At 58.1% G+C, this 15,945-nt stretch carries 10 protein-coding genes; 1 reads left to right on the plus strand and 9 read right to left on the minus strand.

The window, feature by feature from the left end; genetic code table 11:
• Nucleotides 1-8: 8 nt before the first annotated feature.
• The 9 genes from BN5935_RS06920 to BN5935_RS06960 form a co-directional block, all read right to left on the minus strand.
• Entirely contained in the window at nucleotides 9-1,229 is a 1,221-nt protein-coding gene (locus BN5935_RS06920; protein ID WP_147625786.1) for a ComEC/Rec2 family competence protein, read from the minus strand.
• A complete protein-coding gene (locus tag BN5935_RS06925) occupies nucleotides 1,229-2,851 on the minus strand; it encodes a hypothetical protein (RefSeq protein WP_064975468.1) in 1,623 nt (540 codons plus the stop codon). The genes BN5935_RS06920 and BN5935_RS06925 overlap by 1 nt, the downstream gene beginning before the upstream one ends.
• 12 nt (nucleotides 2,852-2,863) lie before the next feature.
• Entirely contained in the window at nucleotides 2,864-4,666 is a 1,803-nt protein-coding gene (locus BN5935_RS06930; protein ID WP_064975469.1) for a RagB/SusD family nutrient uptake outer membrane protein, read from the minus strand.
• A gap of 13 nt (nucleotides 4,667-4,679) precedes the next feature.
• Complete coding sequence (locus tag BN5935_RS06935; protein WP_082944050.1) at nucleotides 4,680-7,700, minus strand: SusC/RagA family TonB-linked outer membrane protein; 3,021 nt, start codon at nucleotides 7,698-7,700, stop codon at nucleotides 4,680-4,682.
• Nucleotides 7,701-7,798: 98 nt separating this feature from the next.
• Nucleotides 7,799-9,121: a histidine-type phosphatase gene (locus tag BN5935_RS06940; RefSeq protein ID WP_082944051.1), complete on the minus strand. Its 1,323-nt coding sequence runs from the start codon at nucleotides 9,119-9,121 to the stop codon at nucleotides 7,799-7,801.
• Entirely contained in the window at nucleotides 9,118-9,963 is an 846-nt protein-coding gene (locus BN5935_RS06945) for a carbohydrate kinase family protein (RefSeq protein ID WP_082944199.1), read from the minus strand. Before BN5935_RS06945 ends, BN5935_RS06940 begins: the two co-directional genes overlap by 4 nt.
• A gap of 38 nt (nucleotides 9,964-10,001) precedes the next feature.
• Nucleotides 10,002-11,036, minus strand: coding sequence for a zinc-dependent alcohol dehydrogenase (locus BN5935_RS06950; RefSeq protein ID WP_064975473.1), 1,035 nt, complete (start codon nucleotides 11,034-11,036; stop codon nucleotides 10,002-10,004).
• Nucleotides 11,033-12,643: a sodium:solute symporter family transporter gene (locus BN5935_RS06955; RefSeq protein WP_064975474.1), complete on the minus strand. Its 1,611-nt coding sequence runs from the start codon at nucleotides 12,641-12,643 to the stop codon at nucleotides 11,033-11,035. The genes BN5935_RS06950 and BN5935_RS06955 overlap by 4 nt, the downstream gene beginning before the upstream one ends.
• A 24-nt stretch (nucleotides 12,644-12,667) precedes the next feature.
• Complete coding sequence (locus BN5935_RS06960; RefSeq protein ID WP_064975475.1) at nucleotides 12,668-14,482, minus strand: FAD-dependent oxidoreductase; 1,815 nt, start codon at nucleotides 14,480-14,482, stop codon at nucleotides 12,668-12,670.
• 190 nt (nucleotides 14,483-14,672) lie between these two features.
• Between BN5935_RS06960 and BN5935_RS06965 the strand changes: the two genes are divergently transcribed.
• A complete protein-coding gene (locus BN5935_RS06965) occupies nucleotides 14,673-15,686 on the plus strand; it encodes a LacI family DNA-binding transcriptional regulator (protein ID WP_064975476.1) in 1,014 nt (337 codons plus the stop codon).
• Nucleotides 15,687-15,945 lie beyond the last annotated feature (259 nt).

Below are 15,945 nucleotides of genomic sequence, written 5' to 3' on the forward strand. Positions count from 1 at the left end.
TTGGCGTTTTATGGTTGGGGTTTGCAACGGAACGGGCCGTCGATCTGTTTTACGTTGTAGGTCGTGTCGCTGTCGTCGAGCATATAGACATAATACTCTTTCCCGCCCGGGGAGACCCGGATGACGACGTGTCCCCCGATGCCGGCGCAACGGGAGTAGAGTTGTGGGTTGGCGTCGGTCAGCGAACGGTCGATATTGGTGAAATACATTCTTTTGGCTCCGGGGATCGTGCTCGCCGAAATACGGCGGATGATTCCCTGATCGGGCTGGATGTCACGGATGTAGAAGCTCTGCGTCACGATGACATCCGGCTGGAGTATCTCCAGCATATCGTCCTCCATTGTGCGGGGCGAGAGGTGGTGGTGTGATTTCATCGCTTCGATGGGGTGTCCGATGGTGATCGCGCACGGATATTCCACGCGGGTATTTCCGCCGGCGTCACCGGCTGTGAAATAGTCGAAATCACCGTAGTTCAGCAGGATGCCGCAGGATGCCCCGTTCTCCTTCAGTGTGCCGTCGTTGTAGTAGTTCTCGACTTTTTCGCCGTCCCATACACAACCGTTGGAACAGATGCCTGTGATGCTGAAATCGGGATACTGCTCCGGATGGTGCCTCAGCGGGAACTGGCTGCGGTCCCCGAGACGCAGCATGGCGGCTTTCAGTCCGTTATGCTCCGTAGCGTGGCCAATGAACCGGCGGTAGTTTTCCAAGGAGGCCGTGCTCATCGCCAGAAAAGCGAGGGAGTCGTATGCCGGGTAGGCCCTGTCGACGATCTCCCGGAACGGAATTTCGCCGTAGAGTGCCGTTACTCCGCTCAGTATGTAGTTCCCGTCGGCCGAACGACCGTACTCCGGTTCCAACTGTCCGAGATGATCCATGTGGAAATGGGTCAGCAGGAAATAGTCGAGTGAGTCCTTGTAGGGCATGAAATGCCGCATGTACCGGGCATAGGTGCGGGTCGGCCGCGTGAGGCTGTCCGGTTTCTGGGGCATGTTGCGGTACTTTCCCGATTCGCTGCTGAATTCTCCCGCATCCACCGTGAGCGTCGTGCCGTCGGGCAGGATGAAGAAAGTACACTCTCCGCGGGCCGTGTTGATGGCGTGGATGTCCAGATAGCCTTCGCTCCACGCCGGCAGCGGCTTGCCCGCCTTGACCTTTCCGCCGCCGCATCCGGCGGTCAGGACGACCGCCGGGAGCAGCAACGAAACGAATAACAATGCTTTTCTCATCACTTCTTGATATAAACGGGTCGGATACAAAATCCGGCTTTTGCGTCGAATGCCTTGTTCCAGTAGGGGTATTTGATCGCGGCGGACTGGATGGAGAGCACCGCTCCGTAGCACGGTTCCGTCGCTCCGTCGCCGGTGATGGCTTCCGAGAGCCAATATACGCCTTGCGTACCCTGATTGTTGACGTCGAGGTCCGTTTTGTTGTAACGTCTTCCGGCTTTAGGGAAGAAGACGCCTTTAGCAATGTCTTCGGCGGTAAACTCTTTCTCCGAATCATCGTGCGAGGGCTGCTCTCCCTCCTTCGGGTCGGTGAACAGGATACCCGTTATCACCTTGCCTTCGGCGATCTTGTAGCTGCCGTACTGCGATGACGCCTCGTTGACGAGTTTCGTCATTTCAGCCTGCGTCGGCAGCCGGAATTTACCTTTCGACGCCCAGTAGGCGAGGTCGCCGAACTTGGCGGCAGTAAAGTCCGTCGTGGCGACGGTGCAATCCTGCGTGGTGTACATCTTACCGGCGATGTCCGTTCCGACCGGTACGACGGCCGAATACGCGGCGTCGCACAAGAACGGGTTTTCGATTCCGCCCCAGTTGAAATGGTTGTAATTCTTGTAGTCTGTGGGCTTGAAGGTCACGGCCTTGCCCGACGCTCCGGCATTTTCGCAGTTGGCATATTCCCACTGCTCGGGGGCAATCCGCCAGTCGGTCTGGAACCCTTCGTCCGTGCTTCCTTCTACATGCTGGAGATTTCCGAGCGCCCAGTAGATGCCGGCAACGAGAACGGTGCCCTCAATCGGCTCTTGGGGTGCGTATTTGGGCAGGGTCGCACTGATATTCCTCATGTCCGCGAGTTCGGCGTTTATCGGTGTGGTCAGGCACTCCACCGCGCCGATGTCCTTGCCGGCGTCGTCGTACGCGGTGGCGATGAGGCTGCTGTATTCGCCCACGGGCACGGCGAAAGAAGCCGTTATCGTGGATTCCCGCTTTTCCGGGAGTGTGATGACGAGGCCGTTCGACCCGTCTTGTGCCGCGATGCCCGTTCCGAATGCATCCGGGAGAGTGGCGGAAACTTCGCCGGAAAGGTTCTTGTCAGCTTTCAGTTCGATCTTCACCGCTTCGGTGCTGACGTTGCCGAGTTGCACGGTGAAATAGGACATCAGTTGCCTGAACGTTATTTCGCTGGAATTTCCGATCTCGGCGACCATCACCGAACAGCTTCCTGCTGTCGAGGGGGTTATCTCATCCGGCAGAACGGCTTTGAGCGAGTTTCCGGAGAGAGTGGCCGAGGCAGGGTGGAGCGCATAGCCGCCCATCTCCTTGCCGGCGGGAATCGTCCCTGTGAAGAATGCCCGGCGGGTCTCCCCGGTGCCGTCGAGGGTGAATTTCACGGCCGTACCGTCGGTGCAGATTACCGAAACGGCGTCTTCCCGCTGCCAGCGGGCTTCTCCGGTATTGATAAGAGATGCCCTCGTGGTGCAGTTTTCGATTGAGGCGATGAGTGTGACGTCTCCCGTCTTTGAGAACTTGATATTGGGGTTGTATTCCTGTTCGGAATCGTCGCATCCTGCGGCGAGTACCGCTGCGACCGTACAGCAGCAAAACAGGTTGAATGTCTTGTTCATAGTTTTCGTTTTCTAATATCCGGGGTTATTGTTTTCCGTGCCGATGAGCGGGTTGGTCACCATTTCGCTGTAAGGGAAAGGCCAAAGCTCGTCCTTGCCCAATTGGAATTTCCGTTCGGTATGGATCCGCGCGTCGAACTTCTTTCCGTCGAAGGTGGTGACGCCGTCGTAGGTTACGGTCCAGTTTTCGTCGATGATCGGTTTTGCGTTGGAGGTGGTATGTTCGTAGGCCGGGGCGTACTGGGGACCGTTGATGGCTTTGAACGCTACGGGGGTGACGCCGTCGCTCTCTTTCCAGCGGCGGATGTCGATCCATCGGAATCCCTCGGCACACAGCTCCACCTTCCGCTCGTAGCGGAGTGCGCTGCGGAGTGCCTCCCGGGAAGCGCTTTCCACCGGCGGCATATTCACCCGGGCGCGGACCCGGTCGATCTGGGATTTGGCGCGCGTGAGGTCGCCGCCCTCCCACTCGATATTGGCTTCGGCATCGATGAGCAGGAGTTCCGCAAGACGGATGATGGGAACGTCGAGTTCGTCTTCGTAGTCCGTGCCCGTGATGCTGCCGTAGTAGGCAGGGTCGCAGAATTTCCGCCAAAGGAACCCGCCCGGGCCCTGAATGCCGTTGGGTCCGTACTCGCTCTTGTTGCCGGTCACGTCGGAGTTGGTGACGGAGGTGCCTGCTATGTAGTCGTAAACCGTCTTGTCGGCCGGGTCGGTGGAGAACTGGATGCCCATTGTCCGCGATCCCGAACGCACGCAGAAGAGGTCGAGACGCGGGTCGCGGTTCTTCCACGGGTTTTGCCAGTCGTAGAGTGGGGATTCGGCGATGGACTTTCCGTCGGTGCACTGGAAGGTGTCCATCATCGACATCGACGGACCTGCTCCTGCGGCTCCGTTGTGGACGCGGGAGGTTCCCGTGTAGATGCCGGTGTGGGTGTTGGAGGCTGCGAGGCGGTTGAACTGGATGGCCCAGATCCACTCTTTCGAACCGGTTTCGGCGGCGAAACCAAACAGGGGTGTGGGGTCGGGTTCACCCTCGGCGTGGGTGGGATAATAGGTGCAGTCGAGCGGGGTGAGGTCGTAGACCCCGTCGGCGAGTTCGAGGGCCTTTTTCGAGCATCTCGCTGCACTCTCGTAGAATCCCCACTCCAGACAGATGCGTGCCTTGAGTGCGTATGCCGCTACACGGCCGATCCGGGCGGTACCCCAAGTCTGGTTGCCCCACGAGACCGGAAGATGGTCGATCAGTTCGTCGTCCATATCTTTGATTATCCGGTCGATCACCTCCGCTTTCGGAGTGCGGGCATAGGCGTAGTCGTCGAGTGTGAGGCAGTGGTCGATGAACGGGACGTCGCCGTAGACCATGCAGGCCCAGTCGTAGAAATAGGCTCTCAGACAGAGAAGTTCGGCCTTGAAGCGGTAGTATTCCTCGTCCTCGATCTTGCCGCGGAGGTTGTCGAGATTGTCGAGTACGAGGTGGATGCGTCCGAGACTCTTGTAGATACGGGCGTAGAATGACTCCACACCGCTGTAGGACGAGGTGATGATGGATTGGGTGTAGTCCGGCCATTTCGAGAGCACCGTGCGCATGGCGCCGATGTCGGTGAGCTGGTCCATCCACCGGTTGGGGAAGGGTTCGTACTGCTGGATGTTGTTGGCGAGGCTCTTGTAGGCGGCGAGCACTCCGGCCTGCGTTTCGTCGAAACTTGCCGGGAATGTCCCGGTAGAGGGGCCCGTGAGCGGGATTCTGTCGAGGGAGCAGCCTGCGGTGAACAGGGCTGTCGCCAAGGCGAAATATGCAATGTATTTTTTCATGACCGTAATGCGATTAGAATTTGATCTCCACTCCGAACGTATAGGTGCTTACGAGCGGATAGTTGTTGCCGATGCTTCCCGTGGTCGCTCCCTGCGAACCGCCCTGATAGGCCGTTTCCGGGTCGTAGCCGTCATAGTAGTTGCTTATGGTGAAGAGGTTGGTCGCGTTGGCGTAGACCATGAGTCCCTGAACGCGAAGGGCTTTGGTGACCGACGCAGGGAAGGTGTAGCTGAGCTGAAGATTTTTCAGGCGGCAGTACGAGGCATCGGCCATCCAGAATGTCGAGGGTTTCTTGTTGAGGTCGCTCGTGTAGGAGAGGCGCGGATATTTCGCTCCGGGGTTGTCCGGAGTCCAGTTGTCGAGATGTCCCTTCTGGAACGTGCCGCCGCTCACGCAGGGCTGGGTGTAGGCACCGCTGATGTAGGCGTCGGCTTTGCCCACTCCTTGGAACTGTGCGCTGAGGTTGATGCCTTTCCAGCCAAAGTTGAGGGTCAGGCCGTAGGTGTAGCGCGGGATGAGGCTGCCGACGATCTGCTTGTCGCTGTCGTCGATCTTGTTGTCATGGTTGTAATCTTCGTAGACAAGGTCGCCCGGGCGGGTGATCTGGTTGTACTGGGGGCATTTTTCGTTCATCCAGTCGGCCTGTTCCTGCGTCTGCACGACACCAAGGCATTTGAGCAGGTAGAGTGAGTTGATCGACGAGCCCTCTTGGTTGCGGATAACGCCGCTGGTGCCATAAGTGCCCTTCATGTCCACAATCTCGTTGACGACGTCGGAGAGATTTGCCTGCACGCCGAAGCTGAAGTCGCCCCAGTTGTTGTTGTAGCCGACGGAAACCTCCCAGCCGTCGTTGGTGACGACGCCGGCGTTCTGGTAGGGCGCTCCGAGTCCGATGGAGGAGGGTATGTCGAGCTGCATCAGGATGCCGTCGGTCTTCTTGTGGTAGTAGTCGGCGGTGATCGAAAGCCGGTTCCACAACGTAGCGTCGAAACCGATGTCGGTCATGTAGGTGGTCTCCCATGTAATGTCCTCGTTGGCAAGCGAATTCTGGGCCACGATGGGATAGATCTTGTTGGCGGCGGAGATGGAACTGATCGTCAGGAGCTGTGACGCAGGGTAGTAGGAGTTGATGTTTTGGTTTCCGAGCGTACCGTAGGAGGCTCTGATCTTGAATTCCGAGAGCGTTTTCCGGGCTGCTGCCATGAACGGCTCCTCGGTGACGCGCCATGCGGCGGAGAACGACGGGAAGGCGCTCCACCGGTTCTTGCGGACAAAACGGGAGGAACCGTCGTAACGGAGATTGGCCTCGAAGAGATAGCGCTCCTTGAAGTTATAGTTGATGCGGCCGAAGAACGAGCCCAGCGCCATCTGGGTCCGGCTGCCGGAGTTGTCCTTGAACTCGTTGTCGCCGCCGGCGCTGATGACCTCGTAGTCGGGATAGGCGAACTCCTGCCGGTATGCCCCGAGGCTGTAATAGTCATATTCTTCGTAAGATGCGCCGAGGAGCAGTTTGAAGCTGTGGCCCCCGAACTGACGGGCCGCTGCCGCGGTCGCATGGTAATAGCCGTTCCACGATGCGGTGACCGTCTCGTCGAGGGAGTTGTATTCCGCATTGGAGGTCTTTGAAACCGTACCGTATGGGTCGGAGTGGTACTCCACGAGGTCCACGAACTTATGGGTCTTGACGGCCGTAAACTGGGGTGCGGCCTTCACTTCGAGCGTAAGCCACTGGACCGGTTTGTATTCGAGGGCTGCGGAAGCCTTGAGGGTTCCGTTCTGACGGATATTGTTGCCGCCGACGCCTTGCTCGATCATGGGAAGCGGATTGACCGTGCCTCCGGTGAATGGGGCGTAGCTGCCGTCCGACCACTGTGCGAGCATCAGCGGATCCTTGGAATTCATGAATCCGAAGACGCTGCTCTGGTAGGGGTTGGCGGCCCGGCGGGAATAGGTGGCGGCGATGTCGAGCCGGAAATTGAGCCGGTCGTTCATCCGGATGTCCATGTTGTTGCGCAGGTTGTAGCGCTTGAAATTGGCGTTCTTGATGATGCCGTTCTGGTCGAGGTAACCCAGCGAGGTCATCACGCGGATGCGTTCGCTGCCGGCGCTCATGCTGAGGGTGTGGTTGTGGGTGAACCCGTTACCGGTCATCAGCCGGTCCTGCCAGTCGATGATGGGGTAGGCGTCCGGATCGAGGTAGTTGTTCCGGCGGTAGTTGGCGATGTATTCGTCGGTGTAGAGGGAAGTGGCGCCGTCGTTCTCCGAGGCCCTGCGCGAAAGGAGCATGTACTCCTCGGCGTTGACCACGTCCGGGTAGACCACGGGGGATTGCCAGCCCACATAGCCTCGGTATGTGACGGAGAATTTGCCTTTGTCCGCACGCTTGGTGGTGATGAGGATGACTCCGTTGGCCGCACGGCTTCCATAGATGGCCGCAGAGGCGGCATCCTTGAGCACCGAGATCTGGTCGATCTGCGAGGCATCCACAGAGTTGAGGTCACCCTCCACGCCGTCGATGAGCACGAGCGGGGAGCTGTCCGAGCCTCCGAACGAACCGATGCCACGGATCTGGATGTTGCCGGAGTCTGCGCCGGGAGCGCCGCCGGCCGTGGTGACTGTCACACCCGGGGCGATGCCCTGAAGGGCTGTGGAAAGCTGGGTGATCGGCCTCCGGGCGAACTCTTTGGTGGAGATGGACGAGACCGAACCGGTCAGGTTGACCTTTTTCTGCGTGTCGTATCCCACGACGACCACGTCTTCGAGGAGATTCTCGTCCGGTTCGAGAGTGATGCTGAGCGAGGTCTGCCTGCCGACCTTCACATGCTTTTCCTTGAATCCGAGGAAGGTGACCACAAGGGTTTCCCCTTCGGCGACGGAGAGCGTGAATTGGCCCTTGTTGTCGGCAATAGTGCCTTTGGGCGTGCCGCTGACGACGACAGCGGCTCCGGGGAGGGGTTTGCCATCTGCATCCAAAACTGTACCGGTGATGCGCCCGGATTGGGCCGCAGCGGACAGCAGGTGCAAGATAAACACAACTGAAAGGAGTAGTTTCAGTGACGTAGAATGTTTACCCATCTTGTTTGTTTTTTTGACAGAGGTCGTATAAAACTCTGCTCCGGTTAATAATGTTGTTAAAGGTTGTTTGGTATCTGGTCTTTGTTCAGTATTGCGAAAGCGGTGTCGCACCGCTCTGTGAGGTATTGTTTCAGGTCGCTCCAACTGCATAGTCCACTCTGGTCGGTGACGGGTAGCCGTAACGGCGTTTCGTTGAGAAGTATCCTCACGAGCGGTTCTCCTTCGTCCGATACGGGGCGGTAGAATATCCATTGGAGATTGCAGGCCATCGGGATCTGCGACACGTCCCATGCACGGGCGATCTCTTCTTGGGTCGTGGCCTCTTCGGTCCATCCGTCGGCTCCCATGAGTGTCAGGAGCGCCATGATGCAGCCGTCGTGTCCGAAGCGGAGGTTGGCTGCCGTGCCGTTGGCGATGTCTTTTTCCGCATCCGTCAGCACTTTGTCGAGAATATGGGCGGAAAGGGCCCAAGTGCGGTCGGACGTTTCGGCGGCGGGACCTTTTTCCATGTAGAAAGTGTAGGCGTCGCACGCCGCGAGGGTGCACAGTTCGTCGAGGGTGAACAACCGCAGCCAGTCGGTGTCGATCCCGCATCCCCTGAAATGGATGGCGAGGTAGAAGATGCCTCGCTCGAGGGCGATGGGGTCGCAGAGCCTTGCGGCGTAGTCCGTGTCGGAAAAGATCCGTGCGGTGAAAGGCTCCGCGTCGATCTTCTGCCGGCAGAAAGCTTCGAAATCGGACCGCCATTCCGCATCCGGGCTCTTTACCCTCAGGTCGTATTCCGTCGGGATGCCGGAACCGGTTGAATAAGGGTTGAGCGCGGCGTCCGTGGAACATGTTATCCGCAGGGAGGGACAGCATGCCTGCAACTGTGCGCAGAAAGCCTCCATGCTCTCCTGCGTGCGGGAAGTGGCCGATGTCGAAGCTCTTACCTCGGCTTCCCGGCTGAATGCGGTCGGATATTGTTCGGCCATCCTCCGGGCGATCGCCCGGTGCTGGGCTACTCCGATTCCGGTAAGCATGCCGGCCCGGCCTTCGAACTGCGGATAAACCTTGAGGAAATCCTTCCGGATCTTTTGTCCGGTTTTTGTGAGTTTGTCGGCGGCGGCCGCCTTGGAAAAGATATCGTGAACAAAGAGATATTGGGAGTCGTAGAGCAGGTATCTCGATCCGTGCCGGCCGTAGTGGCTGATGTAGAATGGTTCGTAACCTTCCGGCGCACCGGGGGCCGGGGCGACCGCTTCCGGATAGGGACGGTACACGCCCATCACCCGCTTCGGGACGGCCTGTCCGTCGGCAGTCCGCGGTTCGGGCGAGCAGGAGACGGCCGCCGTGAGGGCGCACACGAATGCGGACAGGAGCAAGAGAACCCGTTTCATGGCCGTCGGGGTATTGCTCCGTGTATCGTACAGACCTTCGCTGCCGTTTCCACCGCTTTACGGTGACATGCGGCTATGGGGTCGCCTTGCAGGAGGGAGGTTATGAAGGCCGCCGTGAACGAGTCCCCGGCGCCCACCGTATCGGCGACCTCGACTTTCGGGGTCGGGATGTGGGAAAGAAGCCCCTCCGCACTGTGAATTTCGCTGTGATCGGCTCCTGCAGTATAGATGACATACCGCAGGGAAAACATCCGGATGAGTTCCGCGATCACCTCTGTACCGGACTTTCCGATGTCAAGCAGCGATGCGATGAGCGGCAGTTCGTCTTCGTTGAGTTTCAGCACATCGGCCTGTCGGAGCGAGGCGGTGACGATCTCCCGATTGTACCAATGCTGGCGGATGTTGATGTCGAACACTTTCAGGCACTCCGGGCGAGTGGCCCTAAGTATTGCGGCGATTGCTTTGCGTGATACTTCAGACCGCTGGGCGAGCGAGCCCCAGCAGACGGCATCTGCCTGTGTAGCGAGTCCGAGGGTCTCAGCGTCCGCTTCCAATGCGTCCCATGCCACTCCTTCGACGATGTCGTACTCGGGAATCCCTTTCCCCGAAAGCGTTACGTTGACCCGTCCGGTCGGCAGAGCGTTACGCTGCATGTAGCTGAGGTCGATCCCTGTTCCGGCCAGTTGTTCGAAAGCTTCCTGCCCGAGGTTGTCGTTACCGGCGGCACTCACCGGATAGCCTTCTGCACCGAGACGGCTGCACCAGTAGGCGAAATTGACCGGTGCTCCCCCGAGTTGTCTGCCACCGGGCAGCAGGTCCCAGACAAGTTCTCCGATTCCCATTATTTTAGGTTTGGTCATAACCAGATGCTGATTGAGGATTATTTTTCGAGGTCTATGATGACCTTCATGCATTTTTCCTGATTTTCGGCGATGAACCGGTAGGCTTCGTTGTACTCTCCGAAAGCAAAGCGGTTGGTCACGAGGGGGGCGAGGGAGACCTTGCCGGAGGTTATCTCCTCCACGGCGGTGAGGTAGTCTTCGTGGCGGTACATCATGGTGCCTACGAGGATGAGTTCGTGCTCCCCGAGGAAGAACATGCTGAGGGCCGGGTCTTTAGCGAAAACCGCCACGACGACGATCGTACTGCCTTTTTCGACGCACTCCATCAGCGAGCGGATCGACGATTCCACGCCTGCCACTTCGAAACCCACCTGAAAGCCCTCGTCGCCGAAAACCGTTCTCAGCCCCTCCTTCAACGGGGTCTTCGCTACGTTGAGGGTCTCGGTGATGCCGCATTTGCGAGCCGTTTCCAACCGGTAGTCACTCACGTCGGTGATGAGGACCTTGCGGGCCCCTCGTGCGAGGGCGAACTGAGCCACGAGGTTACCGATCGTGCCGGCTCCCGACACGACCACGTTCTTGCCCGTAAGGTCTCCTGCACGCGAAGTGGCATGCGCCCCTACGGCGGCCGGCTCGATCATTGCTCCGTATTCGAGCGAGAAGGTCTCCGGCAGTCTGACGAGCCGGTCTTCCGGTATGATGAAATAGTCCTGTGCGGCCCCGTCGGCTTGGAATGCCTGTACTCGGAGGTTTTCGCAGACGTTGTATTGCCCGCGGAGGCAGGGGGCGCATCGGCCGCAGGTAAGCTGCGGACGGGCCGTCACCTTGTCCCCGGGTTTGCATTTGGTGACCTTGGCGCCGGTGGCCGTAACGATGCCGGAGTATTCGTGACCCTGCACCACGGGGTAGAAGGTGGCGGGGTGTTCCCCGTGATAGGAATGGATCTCGCTGCCGCAGATGCCTATTTTTTTGATATGTATAAGTATTTCATTCTCATTTAGCTGTGTTGCTGTTGGATTCGGCACCTCCCGGAATTCGATCTGTTCCGGGGCGGTAAGTACTGCTTGTCTCATATTGCTTGTAGGTTTGTTTTGTTGTCGGGTTTACCGCTGAGGCACACCAGCAGGCTGACGGATACGCCGATGGGGCACCACCATGGCCATGCGAGGAAGATTTCGCATCCGAAGAGAGCTTCGGTCACGGGGCCGAAAATGTAGGGCTGGAGGAAGAGCACGGTGAGCAGCCCGAGGACGAGGGCGGCGATGACGCTCCGTGTGTTGCCCCTCTTGGTGAAGAGGGCGGTGATGAATACACCCATCATTCCGGCGTAAGAGAAGCACATCACGCCGGTGGCGAAATCCACGAGGTTGAGCCCGCTGGTTTGCTGCATCACGGCCGTGACGATGGCGAATGAGGTCAGCAGGATACCCATCAGCACCACCATCTTGCGCGATGCGGCCATCTGGTCCGCATCGCCGTGGATGGCTTTGCCCCGGCTCTGGCGAATCGGGAGGTAGAGGTCGGAAACGAAACTGCTGGCCATGGCGTTGATCGCCGAGTTGAAACTGGAGAGTGCCGCTGCAAGAAGTCCGACCACCATCAGCCCGCGCACGCCCGTAGGGATGCTGTTGCAGATGAACTGCGGGAAGATGTCGCGGGCGTCGGTGAACACGCCGGCTCCGACGGCGGAGGCCGGATCGTTGATGTATTGCACATATAGCAGGGTGCCGATCAGCAGGAAAATCAGGACGATGGGGATTGCCAAAAGCTGGGACCACACGAGTGAGACACCTGCTTTCCGGACGCTTTTGCAGGTGAGCTGGCGCTGGACGAACTCGTGGTCGGTAGAGAATTGGGCCACCTTGAAGAAGGCGTATGCGCCGAGTGCGCCGATCAGGTTGTAGGGCACGTCGAAACGGAAACGCGGGTCCACGAGCTGTATTTTGCTGCCCGGAATCCAGCCGCTCAGGGTGCCGTCGGCCGCCATGGCGTATTCGGGCTGTGCCGGGGCCTTGACCATGCCGTTTTGCAGGGAGGCGAATATCTCGGAGAGGGACATCGTGTCGTGGACGGTGAGGAAGACGATGATGAGGGCGGCGAGCCCGGAGCCGATGACGAGCATGATCTGTATCGCGTCGATGTAGAGGAGTCCCTTGATGCCGCCGGCCATGGTGTAGATCGTACTTACGACGCCGAGGATGATGATGGAGTACATCAGAAACTGAAAGTGTATCGACCCGAAGATGATGACGCTCACGGCGATTGCCGCAATGAAGAGTCTCGATCCGGAGGTGAAGAGCTGTCCGAGGATGAACATCACGCTCGTGGCCCGTTTCGACGTCTCGCCGAAGCGGTCGCCGATATAGCCGTAAATGGTGATGGTCTTGGAATTGTAGAGTTTCGGCAGGAAAAGCGCGGCTACCACCACACCTCCTATCACCGCTCCCACGCAGCTCATGATGAAGGTGAGGTTGGTGTTGAACCCGAGTTCGGGCGAGCCCACGAACGTGCCGGCGCTGATGGACGTGCCCGTAGCTGCGAACACCACGAGCCATGTCGGCATCGATTTCCCGGCGAGGAAGTAGTCCTTGAGGTCCTTGTTCTTCTTGGAAAAGGCAAATCCGATGGCGATCAGCCCTCCCAGAAAGAACAGGATGATGATCCAGTCTGTTATGCTCATATTGTTGGAATGTTTTTCAGTCGGTTAGCACTCTTCACTGCGGGCTGCGGTGGTGTCGATGAGCGTATAGACCTGCAGGTAGGGTACGTCGGTTCGGCCGGCTCCCTTGCTCATCAGTTCCCGGAGTTTGTCGAAGGCTTTTTCGTAGATGTCGCGCGGCAGAAGCCCTTCCCGCAGGCATACGCGGGCGGCCAGTCCGACGACCTCGCCCATCATCGCCGTAGTGCGCATGACGCGCGTCGTGCCGAGGGCGATGTGGCTGACGGAGATGTTCCGCCCCGCCATGAACAGGTTGTCGAGGTCCTTGGAGTAGAAGCACCGGTAGGGAATCGGATAGAAGTCGAGCGGACGCAGGCATCCGCGCGAGAGGAACGGTTCCTTGAAGTGCTTGCTGTTCTCCGGGTCCGGTTCGTGGTTGTCGATGTACCAGGAGGTGCTCACGCAGCCGTCCGGATAGATGACGAAGTCGGCGAGGTCCTGCTCCCGGAGTACGAAATCACCCACGAGGCGGCGGCTTTCACGCTTTCCGGCCACATGTGCCATCCAGCCGAGGTAGCTGTTGGCGTATTCGTCCCGGAATGAAGCGTGGTTCTTGATATACGCCCAGTTGGAATAGGCGACATACATGCCGTAGTCGCGGATGCGCTCCGCCTCTTTCATCTGATCTTCGGTCATCCCCACCTCCCAGTACCATTGGCCCCGGCGCACTTTCTGCACCGTCTCCTCGCTGATCGGGAGTCCCCAGTCGATGTCGGGGAACGGCACGGGCCGGTCCGCTTCGAGGCAGTACCACTGCACGGAGGCTCCGAGGGTGATGCCGTCGGCCGTTTCCGGCGCCGAAGGCTCGTTGTAGCGGCTCTTCGGGTCGCGTCCCATGTTCCATTCCGCTCCGGCGAGTACTCCGAGCGCTCCGTCTCCGGTGCAGTCGGCGAACAGGTTGCCTTTTATTTCGATGGTCGTGTAGTCATCCACCTGCGTCGCCACGATGGAGGAGATGGTTTGTGGGTCGGATTTGTTGACCTGTGTGACTTTATAGCCGAGGAAAAGGGTGATATTCTCCTCCGCGAGGACGGCGTTCAGTTTCTTTTCGTCCTCATAGACCTCCGCAGGGCGTGCATTACCCTTTGTGGCGGGACCGAATTCGTTGAGCAGGTAGCCCAGCGAAGGGTATTTGCCGATGTTCAGACGGCCTCCGAGACCCACCCGTATCTCGGAAGAGTTGTTGCCGCCGAGCACCTTCCGGTCTTGTACGAGGGCGACTTTCACCCCCCCCCTTGCTGCCGCTATGGCCGCACACATGCCGGCCACTCCTCCGCCCACGACCACGAAGCCGAACCGGCCCTTGTCTTCGGGTTCGGCAGGTAGTTGCATCAGGTTGCTGCGCAGGGCGAACAGCGTCTCGAGGGAGTTGTCCGGTTTGTGATCGGCGGTGGTAAGGAGAATCGCGTCGCAGCGTCCGTCGAATCCGGTTGTATCGTGCAGGGTCAGGCGGTGGGGACCCTTGTTCAGAAAAACGGCTCCGCCTGCCTGCCAGTGCCATTCGCTCGTTCCGTCGCCGAATGGCGTTTCGACCTCCCGGTCGTCGATCCGGATACGGAATACGCCCGGCGTAGGTTTGTCCGACCAGAAGGCGGTCCAGTTGCGGGTGCGCACGAAAAGATTGTATGTGCCGTCCTGCGGCGCGGTGAAATGTGTCTGGGCGTCATCTACGGGTTGTCCGAGTCCGTGGGCGATCAGGTAGCTCGACCCCATTTGCTCCATAAACTGCGGGTCTGCGATCCAGCCTCCCTTGTCTTCGAAAGTCGATGCTGCCACATAGACCGAATTATCTGTATTCATGGTTAGTTTGGTTGATTCGGACACTAAATTAACAGAATCGTGTTACATTTTTGTTAATTGAGCCCCGCAACGATTCCCGCAACCGTTCCCGGAGTCCGCAACCGTTCCCAAACAACTGTCACGATTTTGAAATTGCAAAACGTTATATAATTTTGTATCTTTCAACCACGATAGATGAAGAATCATTATTATGAGGTATGTGACCATTAAGGATATTGCCAATGCGCTCGGGATCTCGAAGTCTACGGTTTCCCGGGCATTGGCCGCCGATTCCTGGAACGTTAGCGAGGAGACGATACGCAAAGTCGTGGAGACAGCGGAAAAGATGGGTTACCGAAAAAATGAGATGGCCGTCAATTTGCGTAACTGCAGGGCCAAGACCATCGGCATCGTAGTTCCCGAAGCGGTCACTTCATTCTATCTGCAATTTACCGCCACCGTGCAGCGTATTCTCCAACCGTACGGGTACCGGATTATCCTGACGCTTTCGGACGAAGATTTTCTGACCGAACGTTCGAATTTCGAGATTTTCGACAGCTATCGTGTTGACGGTATCCTGATCAGTTCATGCCACCACCGGGCCAATCTCGAGTTCTACAACGGGTTCATCCGCCGTTGTATCCCGATGGTATTTTTTGACCGCACGGTTGCCGGGCTGGAGTGTTCGAGTGTCAGGAGCGACGATTACCACTCGGCATTTTTTCTGGTCGAACACCTTGTATATAAAGGATATCGCCGGATATTGCATCTTGCGGGGCCTGACTATATCCGCAATACCTCCGAACGGCTGCGGGCTTACCGCGATGTGCTGAAAAAACACGGGATCGATTATCGGCCCGAGCTGGTCATCACGGCGGGGGTGGATGAGAAGGACGGTGCGGAGGCCATGAACCGGATTCTCGATTCGGGTGTGGACTGCAATGCCGTATTCTGTTTTACCGAGTTGCAGGCACTGGGCGCCAAAAAGGTATTGCAGGAGCGTAACATCGCCATTCCTGCCGATATGGCCATCGCCTGCATGTCGGGTACGAAACTGGCAACGCTCGTACACCCGGGCCTCACGGCGGTCGAACAGCCGCTGGACAAGATGGCAGAAGAGGCTGTCCGGCTGTTGCTCGCGAAAATCGAAAATCCATTAGCGCCGTCGGAAAACGTGGTGCTTCCGGCGAACATGGTCATCCGCACCTCCACAGAACAGAAATAGCCCCTCCCTCCCAATCGAGGAGGTGACGGATGTGTAGCAGGGCATCTTGTTTGGCCTATGCATGGCTTACTAAAAATTGCTGTTTATATTTGTAAGTGACTGGTACTTGGTTTGCTGGTTGGCTTGGATTAACTTTATATCCGGGTCGGCGGGTATTTCCCGGCTAAAAGCGCAATTTTGATGATCTTATACAATTTTCCCTGAGAAATAGATGTTTCCATAATTTCGTTCGAAATAACGATTTTAAGCCTCCGGCAGT

This window comes from Alistipes provencensis, from assembly GCF_900083545.1.
Classification (GTDB): Bacteria; Bacteroidota; Bacteroidia; order Bacteroidales; family Rikenellaceae; genus Alistipes; species Alistipes provencensis.